The organism is Bacteriovorax sp. BSW11_IV (assembly GCF_000447755.1).
Taxonomy (GTDB): Bacteria; Bdellovibrionota; Bacteriovoracia; order Bacteriovoracales; family Bacteriovoracaceae; genus BSW11-IV.
The window spans coordinates 110,202-128,382 of the sequence record NZ_AUNE01000010.1 but is presented as its reverse complement, the minus strand read 5'-3'; the positions used below and the strand labels follow the sequence as shown (position 1 = coordinate 128,382).

The window sequence follows — 18,181 nt, the reverse complement described above, 5'->3', positions numbered from 1 at the left end:
TTTTTATTTTTCCAACTGGCCATGTGGCCTAGCAATAATTTTCAATTTCTCTACAATTGGCCCATGGATAAAAATAACAAATTTTCAGTTAAAGAAATTTCATTAATTTTTGTTCTCATCGGTGGTGTTGGCCTTGTGAGTATTAAGCTCATTGGTTCTAAGTATCACGGCCGTGTATCATCTGAGATGCGAGCAATTAAATCAATTCTTGATTTAACTCAGAAGACTCTCTCTAATGAGAAGGCATGTATTAATACCTTTGCTCAGATTCCATTATCTTATTCACAGCAGTCACTACATTCGATTGTTACCGAAAACAATTATAAAGAACTAAAAGTGGGAAGCTTGGTTTCGAATAATTATTTTTTTGGAGATATGTCTGTGCAAGTTGTCGATCGTAACAAGGATCAGATGACTCTTCTTCATAAGTTATCATTTAAAAATACAAATAACGGAAAGCTCGTGCGTATTTTTCGTTTCTTTCATACAAAAGTAGAAACAGGTAGAACAATTGCAAGCTGTAAAATGGGACGTACGATTACAATGTCAGGGAATGAATATGCAAAATAATCGCAGAAAAACTTTATTGATTAATCGAACTTTTCAATTAAGTTTTATAAAATTGGCCTTTGCTTTTTTATGCATGATTTATCTTTTATGTGTTGGTGTTGGAGTTTGGCTAATTAATCCTATTTTTGATTATGCCCAAAGTTTAGGTTCAAAAGAAATGAATGAGTTGACTCTTTTATTGGATGAATTGGCCTTCTATGGCCCAATCGTTCTTGGTATCCTCTTTGTGGTCATTAGTTGCTTTGTTGTTGCTGCAAGCTTACTTATGACTCATAAAATAGCTGGTCCCTTGTATAATCTTGAAGAGTCTATGAAAGGGATGCTCGAGAATAATGAATTGCGATCTATTCGCTTTCGCAGAGGTGATTATTTTTCTAATATAGAATCGAGTTTTAATCGATTTATAGATCAAATCACCCTGAAATAAATTTAAGAAGTTTTAGTTTCACTTGGAAGGATTTTTAAGACATGGTTCATAATTTCGTTGGAAGTCACTTCTTCTGCATTTATGACTGTGTCTCTTTTTCTTATATTCAGGTGGTCCTTGTCAGTAATAAATTGTGTCCTAATAATCACAGGAACTTTTGGAGCAAGGTGTTTTACGGCATCATGGATATGACGGGCGACTTTGGCCCCAAAAACGGCAATAATAACAATGCTCGCATCGTTAATGTGGGCCTCTTCTAAAATCTCAGTCCTTGAAGCGTCCCCGTATAAAGTTGTAATGTTATGCTTGTTCATAGTATCGATATTGGCATGATTTAAATCAATGGCACAGTGTCTGATATCTAGGCGTTTGAGTTCATGACAAATTCCTTGCCCCGTATGACCTAGGCCGATGACGATAATATAATGTCCTTCTACAGGGATATAGTTTTGATTCCATTCGCTCTCTTGAATATCACTTGGGTCACCTTGCTTCAAAATGAGATCGGGAACATTTTTTAAATTTTGCCAAGATAATGACTTCAACTTTGGAAAATGTAGTCCCCCTGTTTTAGGGGCCATATCAAAAAGAAAGGGCGTAAAGATAAGGGAGAGGATGGCAAGGGAGAGTACATATTGGAACTCGTCCGTTGTGATGAGGCCATTTTTTTTGGCCGCATCGGCCATGATAAATGAGAACTCACCAATTTGAGCAAGTATGAGTGTCACTGTGATGGCCACTGAATGGGGGAGTTTGTTCATGCGAACAATGGCATAATTTGTAAGCCCTTTAATAAAAAAGAGAAGGGCCACAAGAAATAAAATGACCTGAAGATTATTAAAGATGAATTGCACGTCTAATAGCATTCCCGTGGCCGTAAAAAAAAGTCCTAAGAAATTATCGCGAAATGAACTGAACTCTGAGAGGGCCTGCTTGCTAAAGGGCGACTCTGAAATCATAACACCCGCTAAAAAGGCCCCAATTGAAAGAGATAGTCCTAGGTTTTGCATTACAAGGGAGATACCAAAAACAATTGTGATGAGCATGAAGAAAAAGAGTTCACGACTTTTCGTTGCAACCACGGCCTTCATTATCGGTGGCAGTATATGGCGTGAAAAAAGCCAAAACAATAGAGGAAGAGCAAACAGAACAAGTACTGTGGACTGCTCCATCTTATTGCCTGATTGGAGTGATCCACTTTGACCCATGAGGGAGAGGATAATCATCATTGGTAACACAATGAGATCTTGTGCCAATAAAATCGTTACACTTAGATTTCCATATGTCGTACCTAGCTCTTTTTTTTGTTGTAATAGCTTGAGGATAACGGCGGTGGAACTCAAAGAAATCATCATACTAAAGATGATGGACTTATTAACATTGAGGCCGAGTAAGAACTTGAACGCAATAAAAGAAACTCCCATCGTCAATGCAACTTGCCCGATGCCCAATGTGATTAAAGGACGCATGATTTTTTTTAGATGGGCCAAAGAGAACTCGATTCCTAACGAGAACATCAAAAGAAGAATACCGGCCTCAGTAATAAGTTCTGTTACAGGTACTGAATCGATGAGGTTGAGCCCTGACTTTCCAATGAGAATTCCAGTGGCGATAAAGCCAACAAGAGTTGGAATGCGAAGCACGTGAGAGAAAGTTACGATGACAGTGATCGACGCCGCAACGACAAAAAAATCCATGAGTATATGATGATCCATAATAAATATTATAGAAGGCAAATGCCCTAAATAGCAAAACTTTTAAAGGATTTTCACCCAGGCCTGTGTTTTTCTCTCACTGTTGTGACATGGTAAACTTAGTGGGAGTATCCAATGAAAAACTTAATTTTGATCACGCTTATTTTCTCCCTTTATGGTGCGGATTTCACTCAATACAAGGATGAGCGAATGAATATGGTAGAAGAGTATTTACGAGAAGAAGGAATCAAAGATGAAAGAGTTCTAAAGGCCATGGCCGATGTGCCAAGGCATGAATTTATTCTCCAAGAGTATAAAAACTATGCTTACAGCAATATCGCTCTGCCTATTGGTTTTGGACAAACTATTTCTCAACCTTATGTTGTGGCCTATATGACTCAAGTTCTTGAGCTAAATAGCACTGATAAAGTTTTGGAAATCGGGACGGGGTCTGGCTATCAATCTGCTGTTTTAGCAGCACTCGTCAAAGATGTTTACTCTGTTGAAATAATTCCTGAGCTGTCTGAGCGCGCAAAAGAAACTTTTAAAAAAATCGGCGTCCACAATGTTTATCTCAAATCGGGAAATGGTTTTGAAGGATGGTCTGACTTTGCACCCTATTCGAAAATTATTGTAACCGCGGCCCCGAGAAATATCCCCAAAAAATTAATACAACAATTGGCCCCAGGTGGACTTATGATTTTACCTCTTGGTGTTGATGAACAAAGTCTCGTTCTAATCTCTAAGGGCATGGATGGAACGATCAATACTAGACCATTACTACCAGTTCGTTTTGTTCCTATGGTTGGAGAGTAGATAAAAAAAGACCAGCATGGTGCTGGCCCTTTTTTAATAGAAGTCATCATCTTTATTTTTTAGGGTTGGTGTGTCGTTGTAGTCGGGGTCACGATAAATTGGAAAAGGCGTAGGATTTATTGTGTATTCATTCAGATGTTTCAAACAACCTTCCCATATTCTTCTATGGACATTGACCATTTCATTATTTGGCAAATTATCGTGAGTTATTTTGACCATGGTCATGCCACCGGCACTCGGTTCAAAATCAACAGTTACGATGCTCTCTTCTACCAAAGAGGAACCCCAGGTAAATTTTAATCTATCTTTTCTTGGCGATACTTCTAAAAATTTACCGTCATGTGTGAAGCTATTACCAATATCTGTGAGCATTTCTATTGAGTACTTTCCTCCTGGTCTTAGATCCACATTGGCCTGTGCTGTCCAGTAATCCTCTTCGAAAAACCAGTGTTCAAGTTTTTCAGGAACCACAAAGTCTGAAAATATTGTTTCAGGGGTTCCCATAAATTTTTTTGTGATGGTTAATCTTTCACCCATAATTTTACTCCTTTAGATGACTTTTATTGTAATGAGTACAGTGCAATTAATGATGGGGAATTATGATGATTGGCCCATACTTTCGTTTTTACACCGTAAAGGCCATGGCCTTGATTTTTAAAGGTTTTTATGACAAATTCACGTCATCTTTTATGTAAAGGAGATTCTATGCTTTCTGATATTAAAGTTGTTGCCTTTGATGCTGACGACACTCTTTGGGTTAATGAACCTTTTTTTAGAAGTGCAGAGGCCAAGTTCTTTCAAATTCTAGAGGCCTATATCGATAAACGTGATTTCACTGAAGAGCTCTATGCCAACGAAGTAAAAAATCTTGGGCTATTTGGTTATGGTGCCAAAGGCTTCATGCTCTCGATGATTGAAACGGCCCTTGAGTTAACGGAGTATTCAATTAAAGGTGAGGATATACAAAAAATTATTAATATGGGTAAAGAAATTCTGGCCTATCCCATTAATATCTACGATGGAGTAGAGGAAGTGCTTAAGGCCCTAGAAAATAATTACCGAGTCATCTGTATTACAAAAGGCGATCTCTTAGACCAAGAGAGTAAAGTTGCTCGCAGCGGTCTTGGTGATTATTTTGAACGCGTTCATGTGGTTAATGAGAAGAACCCTGAAACCTATAAAAGAATTATCGCCAGTTATGAAATTGAACCCTCTGAATTTTTGATGGTGGGCAACTCTTTAAAGTCTGATATATTACCAGTCGTAGAGCTCGGGGCCCATGCTGTTCACATTCCTTGTGATGTTCAATGGGTACATGAAACAGTGGCCAAAGATCAGTATTGTGATAAGTCGTTTATTAATGCGACTTCTATCCGTGAAGTTCTAGGTCATCTGTCTAAAAAATAGTCAAAATAATCTCCCTTTCGCATTTCTGAGAGGGAGATTTTCGGCACTCATTTTGCACATCACTTTCCAAGTACTTTATTTAACCGGTTATAAATTATGAAAAAAGTGAATTCAATTAATCTTTTAGTCCTTCTAACAATGCTTCCCTCTATGGCCTACTCTTTAGAGTTGGATGTAAAGGTCTCGGAGCTTCGTTATGAAGGAGATAAGCAACCACATGAACTCGTTGAAAAAACACTTGTAGGTCATTTACATGCCCCAAGCTTTAGAATTAATACACCGAGAGCGAATTTTGTCTTAAAGAATAATTTTGAATTTTCGGGTGCTATATTTCGCAAAGATAATTGGTTGATTCTTGATAACGATATGTTCGAACTTACATATTCAATTAATGATATCCCAAAATTTGATAAAATCAGATTCGCTGATTTCAAGAATCTTTCTCTTTTTACAGATGATTTAAGTTTGAATCTTATGGGGGAAAGAGGAGAGTTTCATTTTGATGAGTCTACCTTTCTAATCGAAAATATAGATTTTGATTGTGGACTTGAAAATAATATTATTGATGGTTCCGAAAGTATTATTGAGTCTTGTTTAAACAATTCAACTATATCTAAGTTTGATAAAAATGAAAGTAACACGCATATTGTTTTCAATAGTGGACTAACACAAACTTCATTTCGTCTTGAAGATTTGAAGGTTCGTGAAAAAGAACTTCTCATTAAGGCCCAAAATTTGGCCGTGGCCAATGATACATTTATCGTTGGAACTGAAACTGTTTCTCTTGAATGTCCTAAGAATCATTATCAAAAAGATTTTAATGATAAATTAGCTGTGGCCACTTGTCTTGAAAGAGCAAGTATTCACGCTCCTCGTATCGTTTTTGAAGCACCTGATAATGACATGCGTGGGGAAGTTGAAGTTGAAAAGCTTATCTCTAATGGTAAGCGCATGCACTTTCTGGGCCCTTATGTTTCTATTGTTAACGGTGAACAGACCATCGAATTTTCTAACCTTGATGCTTTTTGTAAGCTTCCTCCTCTTGGGCAAGGTTTTGAGTATAATCATCTCATTCATGGCTGTATGGATTCATCTGCAATTGTTCTTAATCAATTCAATATGAATGATGCTAAAGGACATGTAAAAGTTGAAAGTGCCTCTTTGAAGTTTTTAGGTGATCGTCTCCGTTTAGAAACACCTGATATCAATATTTGGCGTGATGGTAGTCAGTATCGTATCAAAAATATTTCTTATAGTTGTAAAAATATTCCTTTTTCTGGTGGTTTTGAAAATCAACAAATTGCAGAGGGGTGTTTTGAAGAAAGTATTGGTTCAATAGAAGACTTCTCAATGGAAGATGCGAATTCGGCCATAGTCTTAAAAACAGCAAATTTAAATGTAAATAAGAACAAACTTATTTTTAATGCTCCCGTTTTAACTTTTTTAGATACTCTTGGATCTCTTAAAGTAGATTTTGTTCAACCTTCAATTGAGTGTTCACGTGTGAATACCGAAGATATTTCTGCTGAAAATATCCTAAGAGGATGTTTTGATAGTTCGAAGATTAATGTTCAATCAATTGATATTAAGCATGAAAGAATTGATAGTGAGATTCAGATTAAAGAAGTGTCAATTGACAAAAGAGAGCTACGTTTCAATAGTCCAAAAGGTAAGTATGTCCTTAATGGTTTTGATAACGTTTATAAGAATTTTAAAGTTAATTGTGCACTTAATGCCTCATATGATGTTGCAAAAAATTATGATTGGGAATCAATCTTAGAGAATTGTCTCCACTCAACAAAGATTAAACTCGATTCACTGCAGTCTATCTATAACGGTGATAGCACGATGAGAAAATTCGGTAATGCCGTTAAGAATTTCGGAATTAAAGGGGTTAATAAAGTAACATTTGACTCTTCGTCAGTTGATGGCACTGATTTTAAACTCAATATTAGTCCAGAGGTTTTCTCATTTATTCCTATCCACGTGACGATTAATGGAAATATCTACTACCTGAGAGGGGAGAAGAAAATTGTCATGGATGTTAAGAATACGTACTTTTATAAAATTATCCCAGCAAGATTTTTAGTTCAGCTTATTCTTAATGCTTTTGTGGCCGATGAAAATATTGAAGTTGATGATAATAAGATCATTATCAATATTCCAGTAGAAGACAAAAATTAATTTATCAACTTATAATCTCTGGAAGTTAATGTTGTAAACAAAACTTCCAGAGTTTCATTTTTATGTCATAATACCTTTAGTAGAATTTCTATGAGGTCATTATGATTAATTTTCTCTTATACATATTCACGAGTTTAACCTTTGCTCTTTCTCCAGGCGACTTGGCCCCAACTTTTTCTTTAGTAAACCAAGAAGGTAAAAGCATTTCTTTGAATGACTTCAAGGGAAAGCATGTTGTTCTAGAGTGGTACAATGATGGTTGCCCTTTTGTTAGAAAACATTACGACTCTAAAAATATGCAAATGACCCAAGAGCTTGCACGATCATCAGATATGATATGGTTAACAATTTCTTCATCTGCTCCAGGAAAACAGGGATATATTGCAAATTTTGAAGCGGCCAAATCTCAATTAAGTTCAGAAGATTCTAAGGCCCATCATCTGCTTTTAGACACAAAGGGTGATATTGGTAGGGCCTATAATGCTAAGACAACTCCTGAGATTTTTATTATTGATCCTAGTGGAAAGATCATATACATGGGGGCCATTGATAGTGTGGCCAGTGCTGACAAGGGTGATTTAAAAAGGGCGTCAAATTATGTCAAAGAGGCCATTGCAAGCATAAAAGAAGGCAAGAACCCTGCTGTCGCAAAGTCTCGCCCCTATGGTTGTTCAGTTAAATATTAACGTGACAGATAGTTGAAATTTGAGTTGATACAGCTTGTAAAGCCGTACTGTACTTTTGGTCCAAAGTTAAAGCAACTTGGAACGAAGATACCCGTTTCAAAACTTAGGCGTTGAAAATTGTTATTTACACAACTCGTGTAGCTTGAAGATACGTCATTGCCAAAGTTAAAACACGTTGGCAAAAAGATATTGAGTTCTCGGGCCATGTTTTGCGTATTGTAATTCACACAGCTCACAAAACTTGATTGTAGGTTATCCCCAAAATTGAAACATGACATTGGAACCGCTGTTTCTATGGCCAATCCAATAAGTGCGGGCAATAAAAAGTTCATTCAAACCTCGTTGTTAGATAAAAGAATATTCATTTATTAGAATGGATGAATTGGGAAACGTCAAATTACCTAAAAAAGTGAGATTTTCTTTTTGGGTTTTCCAAAGAATCTCACAACGCCACGATAGACGGCCTGGGCATAGTCTTCTTGGAACTTTTCACTTAAAAGCTTATCGACCTCTTCTTGATTTGAAAGAAAGCCTGCCTCCAAGAGAATGCTTGGGCGCTTTGATAGGGCCAAAACATAGAAAAGGGCCGGTTTTGTACCACGGTCTACAATTTTATAAGTGGGTACCACTCTTTTTTGGAGATTGGCATGAACATAGAATGCGAGCTTCTTTGAAATTGGTGCTGTTCTTTGAATAACTAAGTCCGCAAGAATTTGATTGATAATGACTTCTTCGCCTTTGGCGTCACTATTTTCTACTTTCTCGATTTTCTTTACGGCCGCATTGTCGTGATTGTCCAAGTAATAGGTCTCTACACCATTAGAACTGCGTGAATGACTTGAGTTAAGATGAATACTGATGAAAATATCAGCACCAATTTTATCTGCGTAATCCGCACGTTGTTGTAAAGTTAAAGTACTGTCCACTGTCCTCGTGAGATAGGCCTTAATGTGAGACGTCTTATTAATTTTTGCATGAATTTTTTTTGCAATTTCTAAAGCAATATCTTTTTCACATTGCACAATTAGCTTTTTATCTTTCCAAATTTGGGCCTTGGCCCCGCAGTCTTCGCCGCCGTGACCAGGATCAATGAGAACGACCCCGGCCTTTGCATTAAAAGTAATTATGAATAGTAGAAAAAGTGCCCCAAAATATTTCATGATCAAATGATAACTGAAAATCAAACCCAAGAAAAGAGGTGGCCTTTAGTTCAACTTCTTTAATAATTCATACCAAATCCAACCTTCGTAAGATTTCTCTTCCACAAGGTCTTTGTAGCGCACTTTAAGCCAGCCACCTTTTTGCTCAACGAGTTCTAGGACTTGATTTGGTGTAATCGTTTTAAGAAGTGCGCCCTCTGGAGATGAATTGTCTCTCATATTGGCAAATTTTGTTGTGACATACTTTGTCGTTTCAATTTTCTTCACTTCTTCTACTGGAGCTGCTGCAACAGCTTCTTTAGTTTCTTGAAGAGCGATCTCATTGACGTCAGTTTTTTCTTTTGTTGAAAGAACGGTCGCTCCAAGAATGATACCGACTAGAAGGGCCAGGGCCACAATAATATTGTGAATAGGGTAAGCTGGTTTTTTGTCTTCTGTAGCTTGCTTAGGAAGAAGCTCTTTTTCTACATTATTTGCACTTATGGCCTGAGACATTTGTTCAATCTTAGATTGAATGTCGCTAATTGTTTGTGTGAGTTTATCGTTTTTTTCTCTTTCAAGTCTTAGGAATTCATTGTGCAGAGTTTGATCATCTGGATAGCCTGCATTTTCTTGAGGCTTCTCAGAGATGGCGTTAAGATCTGATGCTGCTTGTCCTAGGAGCTTTGAAAGTCCTGAAGATGGTTTTTTGATTTCATTCTTAGTGAGAATATCACCTAATTTTCTTCCACCGAGTGGAAACTCATCGATTTGATCCATGCGTTACTTCCCTGTAATTATGTGTGCATTTGATAGAATAGGGAATTTAATTGCGATCGACAAGTACTTCTTTTACAAGAAGTCCAGTGCGCTCTCCAATGGCCACTTTCTCATTGGGAAAAACAATGCGTAGTCCATCTTCATCAGTGTGCCATTGCTGCTCGCCATCTGTATAAAGATGAGTGCCCTTGTCAAAGCGAGTGAAGTTTTTAGTGTTTTTATCAAAGTTAAATTTGAAGTCCTCGGACTTTTTTATGATTTCACATTTTACGTTATAAGCAATGGCCTTTTTATTTTTCATTGTTGGTTTTTTGTCTGCAATGAGCTCTATCAAAGTTTGCTTACATGCTACAAAACTCTCTCGCGGGTTTTGTCCAAATGGATGAACCTTTCCAAGCTCCACAGTTATGCCACAGGCCTTTAAGAACTCGCTTGTGTAGTGGGAGAATGTCGTTGCTTTTTTGTTCGAAAATAATATGGCCTCTATTCCCATGGATTCGAGATTATCCAAAACTTCTGTATTGAGTTCTCTTTTTTCGACAAAGGGATAGATCGCAAATTTTTCATGGGCCGATTCTTTAATGGCCGTATGTAGATCAAAATGAATGAGATCGTGATCCAAATATTTGTCTCTAAATTCACTGCAAACCTTCTCGAAGAGTTCGGCCCGCTGGGTTTCATAGCATGGGGCAATCTTTTGATGCCTACCACAAAAAAGACGATTGAGATTATATTCAATTTCTCTTACACTTTTTTTCATGCCCTCGATATTACCAAAGATAAAAAGTGTTGGATGAACAAGTTGAGTTTCGGCCCTTATAAGTTTATTGATAATATCGTTTAGAATTTCTATCGGTGCCGTTTCATTGCCGTGGATGCCTGCACTGATGATATAGGCTTTCTTTACATTCTTTGCATTCTTTCCATTCAAATGGAACTTCTCGGCCACGGCCGAACATTCTAAAATTCCTGTATCATGAATAAGCCAATTCATTTCATTAATGGTGGCGCTTTCTTTTGTTGGAGGAAAGTTATCTGATAAAAGAAGATCGAGACAAGTATGAGAGAACTGCAGTTTTGTTAATGTTGATTCCATAGTTGGATTTTAAAACTACGCACTCAATTTATCAACTTCTGGTCTTATAAACCAATTGAACCACTCTTCTGGATCACCTTGTTTGAGTTTTAAACACATTGATGGATGCCAATCGGGGATACGAGGTTCGGATTTTAATTTGTATTTAAACTCAGAGGGAAGTTTACTGCCTTTTTGGCCGTTGCACAGACGGCAACAAGTCACGATATTTGTCCAGGAGGTCTTCCCACCTCGACATTGCGGTATGACATGATCAAAAGTTAATTCTTGATAAGAGTGTCGCTCACCGCAATATTGACATGTGTAGTTATCTCTTAAGAATACATTTTGGCGCGAAAATTTAACAAATTGATTGGTGTGATGACGATTGAAAAGGCGAAGAATTTTTGGACGTGGAAAATTGGCGTTGACGGTCTGGATGTTGAGATCATCCTCATAGTGGTCTACCACTTCTGCTCGGCCAGTGAACAATAAAAGTATGGCCTTTTGCCAACTAATGATCTGGACCGGGTAGAAGGAGTTATCTAGTAGCAAGGTCCGCATATAAGCTCCTCTTCTTCTATCTTCATCTCCCAATATCTATTTTAGCACAAATTAATTTCTGGAAACAAATAGTGTTTGAAATTGTAAGGAATCATCCAAATATTACCCCCTTGAAAGTAATTAAATGTTAGAAATTGCACGGAAAAATTCTTGGCCAAAGTGAGGGGCAAATTTCTAAAATATTAAATATTTCTTAGTTTATGGAGGATCTATGAAAGCTATCGTACTTGGCCTATTTCTTGCCGTATCTACTCAGTCTTGGGGTCTAGGACTTGCAAGTGGAAACCATTTTGAAACGATTTCTATGGAAGGTCGTGTGATTGTTCATTGTTCAGAAAACAATCAAAGAGACACTGCTTATTACAATTGTGGTGCAGTCGCCCTGTCTCCAGTCGAATTTGATTATATCGTCTCTTCTGAATTAAATGCTGACAAAGTTACTGTGAATTATACGGACTCTCGTGGGAAGAATAGATCAAAGTCAGTAAACTTTGATGCTAATAAGCAGCGCTCAACGAAAAGAGTGAATCTATGGATTGGTACACTTTTGCAAAGACCACTGCTGCACTCAGGTGACAATCAATTAGAATTTGTGGCCACAAAAAATGGTCAAGTAGTTCGTCGTGAAAATACAACAGTTTCAGTTGTTCGTGGAGAAGATAGACAATGTACTTCTCGCACTTACTTTTCACGCAGCCTTCAGGATTGTCGTAACTCATCTTTTATTTGCCAAAAATATTTTCAAGACGAAAATTATTGTGATTAGTTAGTTAAGGGGAATTTATGCGAACGCTCACATTGTTAATTGCTGTTTTATTTTCTTCGCTTAGTTTTGCTACTGATGACACTGAAGCGGTTTCTCACTATGTAACAGAAGGGAAGTACCATAAAGGTGGAAGTCTTAAGTTTAAAACTTATGATGTTAATGATGAATCTTTCACTGCTGAGATTAAGTACAACCTTGATCCAAAGTGGTTTGTAAGCTTCATTAAAAAGAAATACCTAAATGGGGAAACTGTCGAAGTCCTTCCAATTGATTTCATCACTGAAGATGGTTATCTTCAGCTTGAAATTGAAAAAGAGAGAGAGTTTAGAGGGGCAAAACTTGTTCACGTTGGCCGTAAAGACGTTGGTCGTTTCAAAGACTGTCACGTTGTTGAAATATATCCAGCTTCTGGTAAGTGGCGTGGAAAGGTTTACTACCACCCAAGTATCAACTCTGTTGGTTGGGCAAAATTTGAAATTACTCTTCTTAGTGTCAAAGTTATCGCACCATATACAATGGTTTCTTACTACGACCCATCTAGTTTACATGATTAATATCAGGCCCAATCTTGGGCCTGTATTTAGACTCCTTAGAATTCAAACGTTTGTTCTTATGATATAATAATAAAAAATGTACCTACTTTTTCACGGAGTATTGTATGAAGGTTTTGGTGTTATTTGAGTCTGAAAAAGAGACCTATTCTTTCTCGCCGCTAATGAATGAACTCAAAGAAAGCTTCGATGCTGAATTGAGAGTTATCTCTGTTTACGATGACCTGAGAAAAGTTGAGAATATGTTGCATGGCCATGGGGCAGATATTATTATCGCGGGCTCTGGTCTGGCCGGTGCTAATGCTGGTATTGTCTCAGCACTTACAAAAGTTCCCGTTTTTGGTCTGCCTGTGGAAACTAATTTTGGTGGATTAGATGCTCTTCTTTCTATGATACAGTTGCCACTTGGTACTCCTGTAATGACAACTGGTCCTGGCCGTCATAATGCAATTTTGCAATTTCTCAAAGGGATGAGAAATAAAAAGATAAACTCTAATAATATAAATCTAATCGTAGATACTGGCGTTATGAACTATGAGTATATTACTCATGAAATAAATCGTACACGTTACTTGTGTGAAGATAAGGGGCTTACCCTGTCAGTAAGCGAGAGTGTAGATGAGAACTCTTTCAATATTTCTTTGGTAACTGAAGAAGATCTCATCCATGCAGATCAACTTTGCCTTCATGTACCAATCCTTGAAAATACTACACGCGACAAGCCCACAGAGGCCATAATGGTCTTTGAATGGATTGAAAAAGGTGGTATTTGGCTAGGGGTTAATAATACACGAAATGCAGTTTTATCATTTCTGCGTTTAAGGGCGGCCTTTTAGCAATGTCAGTAAATAAAGTAATTCTGGTTGGGCGCTTAGGTTCAAATCCGGAACTTAAATATGCAAAGAACCAAGTTCCCGTTTGCACCTTTTCTTTGGCCACAACACAAACTTGGCAAGGTAAGGATGGAGCAAAAAACGAGCGCACAGATTGGCATCGTATTATTGCTTTTGGCAACCTTGCTAAGATCGCCGCCGAATATATGACCAAAGGTAAAATGGTTTATGTCGAAGGCTCACTGCAAACGAATCAATATGTTGATAAAAATCAGGTCAAGCATACGATCTATGAAGTACGCGCTATTACCATTGACTTCTTAGAGCGCACGAAAGAAAAAACGCCAAGCCTATCAGAAATTAGAAAAGGTCTCGAAGAAGATGAGCAGGGGCAATTTCATCTAACGACTGATGATATTCCGTTCTAAGAAAATATGATTTATTTTTTTCGAATCTCAAAACAAACGTGTATCTTTTGATTTCTAAAATCTTCTGGAATTGTTTTAAGTGAAATATCTTTAACATCATATTTTTCTAAAATTGAGGGCTCAAGTTTGAAGCCTCTTTTATTGTTAGAAAAAAAGAGGACGCCGCTTTGGGTGAGTTTTTTCATACAACTATCGATGAGAAATTCGTGATGACTTTCAACACTAAATGTTTCAGTCATTTTCTTTGAGTTGCTAAATGTAGGTGGATCTAAAAAGATCGCATCATACTTTTGACCAGAACTATCTTTAAGGTATTCTAGGATATCCGCATTCACAAAACCATGCTTATCAGGATTTAAAGAATTGATAGCATAATTTCGCTTTGACCAATCGAGATAGGTCTTAGACATATCGACATTTGTTGTATAGGCTCCTCCGGCCGCGGCCGCAACACCAATTGAGCTTGTGTAGCTAAAAAGATTGAGAACTTTTTTATTCGCACTATTTTTTGCAAACCACTGTCTCATATAACGGTGGTCTAGAAAAAGACCCGTGTCGAGATAGTCTTTTAGGTTTACCCAAAATTTCAGCTCGCCTTCAGTGACGATAAAATAATCTTTTTGATCTTCGAGTTTCTTATATTGGCTAAGCCCTGATTGGCCTTTTCTTTCTTTTATGATGATTTGATCATCGCTGAAGTCTTGTAAAGAAATAACGGCCTCTTTGGCCATACCAATAACGTCGCGATCAAGATCACGATCATCTGTTTGATCATATATTAGAGCATATGCACCATAGATATCTACGATAAGGGGGAATTCCGGAATATCTCTTTCATAGAGTCTATAGGCCTCTATGTTTTGTCTCTTGGCCCATTTTTTTTTGTGTTTATAGAGTTTCTTTAAACGTGAGGCGAGTATATTTTCCATTTGAATTCCTTAATGTGAACCCTAGTTATGAATCAAAATGTGAGAGATGACAACGCTTAGTTTTTAGGAGGATGATTTTGAATATAAGAAAGGATATTTTTTATGGAAATGGGTTTGTAGAGGATGTCTGTGGCCCCCATTTCAATGACTTCTTCTTTTGATAGATTCTTATAGGCGGTTACAAAGACAAAATGGCCAAAGGGGCTTCCGGCCAATAGTACTTTTTCTAGGAGTTGAAGGCCTGAGAGTCCAGGCATTTTAACATCGGAGAAAATAAAATCGAAGTGCTTGTCTTGAATTAGGCCTAGGGCCTCCTGAGGGTTGCTTGAATAGGTGGCGTTAATTCCGTGTCTTTCCATAAAAAATTGGAAGAGTTCTAACAGATCAACTTCATCATCTATGAACAGGATTTTTGCATCATTGGCCATTATATATTCCGCTTTTCTTCTTTAGACCTGCGAGGTGTTCAAGATCATCCCATTTCCCTTTTCCAAGGGACTCTGCCTTATTAATTTCATTAATATCATCAATAATTTTTTCGATTTCATCGAGAGCATTTTCAATTTTAGCGATTTGTTCTTTGCGATTATCTACTTTGTAAATTTCAAGGTGACCTTTCGCCTTAGCAAGGGGGTTGATGATTTCATGATTGTACATCGTCACCATATCACATACTAGGCGCTGCTTTTCTTGTGAAAAGAAGATATCGATAAATTGTGATTTTTGTGTTTTGAAAAATGTTGTGGCCACATACACAGTATTGATTCCGAGAATTTGAATCATAAGTTGAATAAAGACAAATCTTTCAGGAAGTGCAGGCGGATAATCCTTTGTCATTGCGAACAGAGTAAGCACAGTTGCATTTAACAGAAATAGGAAAAATCGATTGGTGTTACGATCTAGAATCAGACCAAAAAATAGTGGAAGACCAATAAAGAGCATCATGAAGGGTGACTTGAAGCCACAGCACATCATACTCCTCCATACAATGAAGCTATATAGAACTGCACATGTCGCAATTGAGATTGGGCGGTGGTAATCATATTTCTTATGGATAAAAAGTAGTCCGACTAAAATGACCGACATTGAGAAACCCATAAGAGTAATTAGAGAGATTTCTGCAAAAATAATTGATTTTACAATTGATAACAAAATGGCCGAGCAACTGCAAAGGAGGATCAGTCCGATGAGAAATGATGATTTTTTCAGAGAATCTAAAGAGCTGGGACCAAAGTTCATCCCAGTTTTTAAACGATCCGGTAAGAAATAAAAAATAATGTCTTTTAACACTTTTCAACCTCTGCTAAGTCTTAAGTATTGTAACACTTATTTAGATGACGAAAAATGGCAAGGTTCTAAGATTTTTGTTAATAAATTTTGATAATTACTAAATATTAATAGATTAGGCCTTGAAAGGGATTTCAAGGCCTTGGAATATTTTAGAAGTTAACGATAATCACTTGTCTTAAAGAATTCAACCTCTGGATTTTTCTCCATAGCAAGCTTAAGGTCCCATTCACTTCTTACAGCGAAGCATGGCCTATTTTTATTGTCATACACGATATTATTGGCATTTTTCATAATAAACTCATCTTGCTTGAGTTCATTGGGAAAACGCAACCAACGTACACCTGTGAAAGGATATGATTCGTATTCACCACGTACGCTATATTCAGTTTCTAATCTGTGCTGAACAACTTCAAATTGAAGAACACCAACGGCCCCAAGAATCTTTTCAGTTGTCGTATGTCTTTTGAAGAGCTGAACAGTCCCTTCCTCTGAAAGTTGTTGGAGACCTTTATCCAACTGCTTTGCTTTCATAGGATCTCTTAAAAGCACTTTTTTAAAGATCTCTGGGGCAAAGTTTGGAATTCCTGTGAATTGAATTTTTTCACCCTCTGTGAATGTGTCACCAATTTGATATTTTCCAGTGTCGTGAAGACCGATGATATCTCCCGGTAGTGCAAATTCAGTGATCTCTCTATCTTGTGCTTGGAACATAAGAGGAGTTGCAACTTTTATTTCTTTTTCACTTCTTGTGTGGAAAATCTTTTGACCACGAGTAAAGCGACCTGAGCAAACTCGCATAAAAGCAACGCGGTCGCGGTGGTTTTTATCCATGTTGGCCTGAATCTTAAAAATAAAACCAGTGAATTTATCTTCTTCAGGTTGAATTGTTCTTGTTTCGCTATTTTCATTATAAGGAAAAAGAAGAACTTCTCTCTCTGCTGGACCAGGGCTTTCACTGGCGATCATGTCGAGTACTTCTTTAACACCAAAGTTGTTAAGAGCTGAACCGAAGAAAACTGGAGTTTGAATTCCCGCTAAAAATTCTTCTTGATCAAATTCTGGCATTAGCTCTTCTACCATTAAGAGGTCTTCTTTTAGTTTTTCAAGTAAGGCCGCACCGATATAATTTACAACCTCTGGAGAGTCCAAGTCAGAGGCATCAATTGTTACGGGATTAAATGGATCTTTACTATTTTTAAAACTTTGAATGATTTTTGTTCTAAGGTCGTACACTCCTTTGAAGTCTACTCCTGAACCAATTGGCCATGTCATTGGGGCACATGAAATTGAACACGTTTTTTCAACGTCATCAATAAGTTCAAAGGCATCCATTGTATCGCGGTCAAATTTATTCATGAAAGTGACGATTGGTGTATCCCTTAGACGACATACTTCCATAAGTTTTTTCGTTTGTTCCTCAACCCCTTTGGCCGAGTCAATCATCATGAGTACAGATTCAACTGCAGTAAGTGTACGGTATGTATCTTCAGAGAAGTCTTTGTGCCCTGGAGTGTCGAGAAGGTGCATGGCCCTTTCTTCGTATGGAAAACTCATAACAGAAGATGTAATAGAGATACCACGCTCTTTTTCCATTTCCATCCAGTCGGACTTAGCGTAATTGCCTTGTTTTGATTTTACCATTCCCACTTCGCGAATAACTCGACCAAACCACAATAACTTTTCCGTCATTGTAGTTTTACCGGCATCGGGGTGAGAGATGATCGCGAAAGTCGCGCGTTTTGCGTTTTCTGGAGAAAACTCTGACATATAGAAATCCTTTAATTTAAGTGCATTTTGGTTTTTTATAACAGTGCACTTTAAAATGGTCTATGTAATTATTACACCGTGTGTTTAATTACATGACACGCATTCAATTTTAGTATAAAACGCCCCTCATACTTCGCAGGGACCGATTTGGTTGCTTTTTTTATTTAAGTTGTTGTTGGTGTTTAAAGCTCAAAATAAAAAAGTTCCCATATGATGTTCAAGTTCGTGTGATTCCCAAAGTTAAATCATCGGAACCTGCGATTTTTATATAAAAG

21 protein-coding genes are annotated in these 18,181 nt (G+C 37.3%); 10 read left to right on the top strand and 11 right to left on the bottom strand.

The window, feature by feature from the left end:
* Nucleotides 1-63 precede the first annotated feature (63 nt).
* Complete coding sequence (locus M899_RS03585) at nucleotides 64-570, top strand: hypothetical protein (RefSeq protein WP_034727683.1); 507 nt, start codon at nucleotides 64-66, stop codon at nucleotides 568-570.
* Nucleotides 560-997, top strand: a complete 438-nt coding sequence (locus M899_RS03580) for a hypothetical protein (protein ID WP_021270007.1) — start codon at nucleotides 560-562, stop codon at nucleotides 995-997. The genes M899_RS03585 and M899_RS03580 overlap by 11 nt, the downstream gene beginning before the upstream one ends.
* Nucleotides 998-999: 2 nt before the next feature.
* Here the strand turns inward: M899_RS03580 and M899_RS03575 are convergent, their stop codons facing one another.
* Entirely contained in the window at nucleotides 1,000-2,712 is a 1,713-nt protein-coding gene (locus M899_RS03575) for a cation:proton antiporter (protein ID WP_081653713.1), read from the bottom strand.
* 114 nt (nucleotides 2,713-2,826) lie between these two features.
* Here M899_RS03575 and M899_RS03570 point away from each other — a divergent pair, with 114 nt between their 5' ends.
* Nucleotides 2,827-3,507 (top strand): protein-L-isoaspartate(D-aspartate) O-methyltransferase, encoded by a 681-nt coding sequence (locus M899_RS03570; RefSeq protein ID WP_021269942.1) that lies wholly within the window; start codon nucleotides 2,827-2,829, stop codon nucleotides 3,505-3,507.
* Nucleotides 3,508-3,540: 33 nt separating this feature from the next.
* Here M899_RS03570 and M899_RS03565 read toward each other — a convergent pair whose 3' ends face one another.
* Nucleotides 3,541-4,044 carry an SRPBCC family protein gene (locus tag M899_RS03565; protein ID WP_021270071.1) on the bottom strand — a complete coding sequence of 168 codons (504 nt, stop codon included), beginning with the start codon at nucleotides 4,042-4,044 and terminating at the stop codon, nucleotides 3,541-3,543.
* Between the two features lie 168 nt (nucleotides 4,045-4,212).
* Between M899_RS03565 and M899_RS03560 the strand changes: the two genes are divergently transcribed.
* The 3 genes from M899_RS03560 (at nucleotide 4,213) to M899_RS03550 (ending at nucleotide 7,784) form a co-directional block, all read left to right on the top strand.
* Nucleotides 4,213-4,914 (top strand): HAD family hydrolase, encoded by a 702-nt coding sequence (locus tag M899_RS03560; protein ID WP_021270153.1) that lies wholly within the window; start codon nucleotides 4,213-4,215, stop codon nucleotides 4,912-4,914.
* Between the two features lie 96 nt (nucleotides 4,915-5,010).
* On the top strand, nucleotides 5,011-7,098 hold the full coding sequence (locus M899_RS03555) for a hypothetical protein (RefSeq protein WP_021270027.1): 2,088 nt from the start codon (nucleotides 5,011-5,013) through the stop codon (nucleotides 7,096-7,098).
* 101 nt (nucleotides 7,099-7,199) lie between these two features.
* Nucleotides 7,200-7,784, top strand: coding sequence for a redoxin family protein (locus M899_RS03550; protein ID WP_034727680.1), 585 nt, complete (start codon nucleotides 7,200-7,202; stop codon nucleotides 7,782-7,784).
* On the opposite strand, the gene M899_RS03545 is transcribed toward M899_RS03550, so the two are convergent.
* The 5 genes from M899_RS03545 to M899_RS18775 all read right to left on the bottom strand — a co-directional run bounded on the left by M899_RS03545 (nucleotide 7,781) and on the right by M899_RS18775 (nucleotide 11,183).
* Nucleotides 7,781-8,116 (bottom strand): hypothetical protein, encoded by a 336-nt coding sequence (locus M899_RS03545; protein ID WP_021269999.1) that lies wholly within the window; start codon nucleotides 8,114-8,116, stop codon nucleotides 7,781-7,783. The genes M899_RS03550 and M899_RS03545 overlap by 4 nt on opposite strands.
* Before the next feature lie 69 nt (nucleotides 8,117-8,185).
* Nucleotides 8,186-8,944, bottom strand: a complete 759-nt coding sequence (locus M899_RS03540) for an N-acetylmuramoyl-L-alanine amidase family protein (RefSeq protein WP_021270076.1) — start codon at nucleotides 8,942-8,944, stop codon at nucleotides 8,186-8,188.
* 45 nt (nucleotides 8,945-8,989) lie between these two features.
* Nucleotides 8,990-9,703, bottom strand: coding sequence for an SH3 domain-containing protein (locus tag M899_RS03535; protein ID WP_021269936.1), 714 nt, complete (start codon nucleotides 9,701-9,703; stop codon nucleotides 8,990-8,992).
* Between the two features lie 46 nt (nucleotides 9,704-9,749).
* The gene (gene astE, locus M899_RS03530) at nucleotides 9,750-10,799 is read right to left on the bottom strand and encodes a succinylglutamate desuccinylase (RefSeq protein WP_021270017.1); all 1,050 of its coding nucleotides are present in this window, start codon (nucleotides 10,797-10,799) and stop codon (nucleotides 9,750-9,752) included.
* Nucleotides 10,800-10,814: 15 nt separating this feature from the next.
* On the bottom strand, nucleotides 10,815-11,183 hold the full coding sequence (locus tag M899_RS18775) for an HNH endonuclease (protein ID WP_369795314.1): 369 nt from the start codon (nucleotides 11,181-11,183) through the stop codon (nucleotides 10,815-10,817).
* Nucleotides 11,184-11,553: 370 nt separating this feature from the next.
* Here M899_RS18775 and M899_RS03520 point away from each other — a divergent pair, with 370 nt between their 5' ends.
* The 4 genes from M899_RS03520 to M899_RS03505 all read left to right on the top strand — a co-directional run bounded on the left by M899_RS03520 (nucleotide 11,554) and on the right by M899_RS03505 (nucleotide 13,920).
* The gene (locus M899_RS03520) at nucleotides 11,554-12,108 is read left to right on the top strand and encodes a hypothetical protein (protein WP_021269983.1); all 555 of its coding nucleotides are present in this window, start codon (nucleotides 11,554-11,556) and stop codon (nucleotides 12,106-12,108) included.
* A gap of 17 nt (nucleotides 12,109-12,125) precedes the next feature.
* Nucleotides 12,126-12,662 (top strand): hypothetical protein, encoded by a 537-nt coding sequence (locus M899_RS03515; protein WP_021270164.1) that lies wholly within the window; start codon nucleotides 12,126-12,128, stop codon nucleotides 12,660-12,662.
* 104 nt (nucleotides 12,663-12,766) lie between these two features.
* Complete coding sequence (locus M899_RS03510; RefSeq protein ID WP_021270040.1) at nucleotides 12,767-13,495, top strand: AIR carboxylase family protein; 729 nt, start codon at nucleotides 12,767-12,769, stop codon at nucleotides 13,493-13,495.
* 2 nt (nucleotides 13,496-13,497) lie between these two features.
* Nucleotides 13,498-13,920, top strand: coding sequence for a single-stranded DNA-binding protein (locus M899_RS03505; RefSeq protein WP_021270102.1), 423 nt, complete (start codon nucleotides 13,498-13,500; stop codon nucleotides 13,918-13,920).
* Nucleotides 13,921-13,931: 11 nt separating this feature from the next.
* On the opposite strand, the gene M899_RS03500 is transcribed toward M899_RS03505, so the two are convergent.
* From M899_RS03500 to M899_RS03480, 4 genes are all read right to left on the bottom strand, one after another.
* Nucleotides 13,932-14,849, bottom strand: coding sequence for a class I SAM-dependent methyltransferase (locus M899_RS03500; protein WP_021269967.1), 918 nt, complete (start codon nucleotides 14,847-14,849; stop codon nucleotides 13,932-13,934).
* A gap of 56 nt (nucleotides 14,850-14,905) precedes the next feature.
* On the bottom strand, nucleotides 14,906-15,277 hold the full coding sequence (locus M899_RS03495) for a response regulator (RefSeq protein ID WP_021270128.1): 372 nt from the start codon (nucleotides 15,275-15,277) through the stop codon (nucleotides 14,906-14,908).
* The gene (locus tag M899_RS18310) at nucleotides 15,267-16,139 is read right to left on the bottom strand and encodes a histidine kinase dimerization/phospho-acceptor domain-containing protein (protein WP_021269971.1); all 873 of its coding nucleotides are present in this window, start codon (nucleotides 16,137-16,139) and stop codon (nucleotides 15,267-15,269) included. The genes M899_RS03495 and M899_RS18310 overlap by 11 nt, the downstream gene beginning before the upstream one ends.
* A gap of 156 nt (nucleotides 16,140-16,295) precedes the next feature.
* A complete protein-coding gene (locus tag M899_RS03480) occupies nucleotides 16,296-17,906 on the bottom strand; it encodes a peptide chain release factor 3 (RefSeq protein ID WP_021269980.1) in 1,611 nt (536 codons plus the stop codon).
* Nucleotides 17,907-18,181: the final 275 nt, after the last annotated feature.

What these genes read in the sequence shown, in the direction of transcription:
- M899_RS03550 (WP_034727680.1), top strand. Translation starts at nt 7,200, where the DNA reads ATGATTAATTTTCTCTTATACATATTCACGAGTTTAACCTTTGCTCTT.
- M899_RS03510 (WP_021270040.1), top strand. Translation starts at nt 12,767, where the DNA reads ATGAAGGTTTTGGTGTTATTTGAGTCTGAAAAAGAGACCTATTCTTTC.
- M899_RS03575 (WP_081653713.1), bottom strand. Translation starts at nt 2,712, where the DNA reads ATGGATCATCATATACTCATGGATTTTTTTGTCGTTGCGGCGTCGATC.
- M899_RS03535 (WP_021269936.1), bottom strand. Translation starts at nt 9,703, where the DNA reads ATGGATCAAATCGATGAGTTTCCACTCGGTGGAAGAAAATTAGGTGAT.
- M899_RS03500 (WP_021269967.1), bottom strand. Translation starts at nt 14,849, where the DNA reads ATGGAAAATATACTCGCCTCACGTTTAAAGAAACTCTATAAACACAAA.
- M899_RS03515 (WP_021270164.1), top strand. Translation starts at nt 12,126, where the DNA reads ATGCGAACGCTCACATTGTTAATTGCTGTTTTATTTTCTTCGCTTAGT.
- M899_RS03505 (WP_021270102.1), top strand. Translation starts at nt 13,498, where the DNA reads ATGTCAGTAAATAAAGTAATTCTGGTTGGGCGCTTAGGTTCAAATCCG.
- M899_RS03580 (WP_021270007.1), top strand. Translation starts at nt 560, where the DNA reads ATGCAAAATAATCGCAGAAAAACTTTATTGATTAATCGAACTTTTCAA.
- M899_RS03560 (WP_021270153.1), top strand. Translation starts at nt 4,213, where the DNA reads ATGCTTTCTGATATTAAAGTTGTTGCCTTTGATGCTGACGACACTCTT.
- M899_RS03565 (WP_021270071.1), bottom strand. Translation starts at nt 4,044, where the DNA reads ATGGGTGAAAGATTAACCATCACAAAAAAATTTATGGGAACCCCTGAA.
- M899_RS03545 (WP_021269999.1), bottom strand. Translation starts at nt 8,116, where the DNA reads ATGAACTTTTTATTGCCCGCACTTATTGGATTGGCCATAGAAACAGCG.
- M899_RS03570 (WP_021269942.1), top strand. Translation starts at nt 2,827, where the DNA reads ATGAAAAACTTAATTTTGATCACGCTTATTTTCTCCCTTTATGGTGCG.
- M899_RS03520 (WP_021269983.1), top strand. Translation starts at nt 11,554, where the DNA reads ATGAAAGCTATCGTACTTGGCCTATTTCTTGCCGTATCTACTCAGTCT.
- M899_RS03555 (WP_021270027.1), top strand. Translation starts at nt 5,011, where the DNA reads ATGAAAAAAGTGAATTCAATTAATCTTTTAGTCCTTCTAACAATGCTT.
- M899_RS03585 (WP_034727683.1), top strand. Translation starts at nt 64, where the DNA reads ATGGATAAAAATAACAAATTTTCAGTTAAAGAAATTTCATTAATTTTT.
- M899_RS03495 (WP_021270128.1), bottom strand. Translation starts at nt 15,277, where the DNA reads ATGGCCAATGATGCAAAAATCCTGTTCATAGATGATGAAGTTGATCTG.
- M899_RS03480 (WP_021269980.1), bottom strand. Translation starts at nt 17,906, where the DNA reads ATGTCAGAGTTTTCTCCAGAAAACGCAAAACGCGCGACTTTCGCGATC.
- M899_RS03540 (WP_021270076.1), bottom strand. Translation starts at nt 8,944, where the DNA reads ATGAAATATTTTGGGGCACTTTTTCTACTATTCATAATTACTTTTAAT.
- astE (WP_021270017.1), bottom strand. Translation starts at nt 10,799, where the DNA reads ATGGAATCAACATTAACAAAACTGCAGTTCTCTCATACTTGTCTCGAT.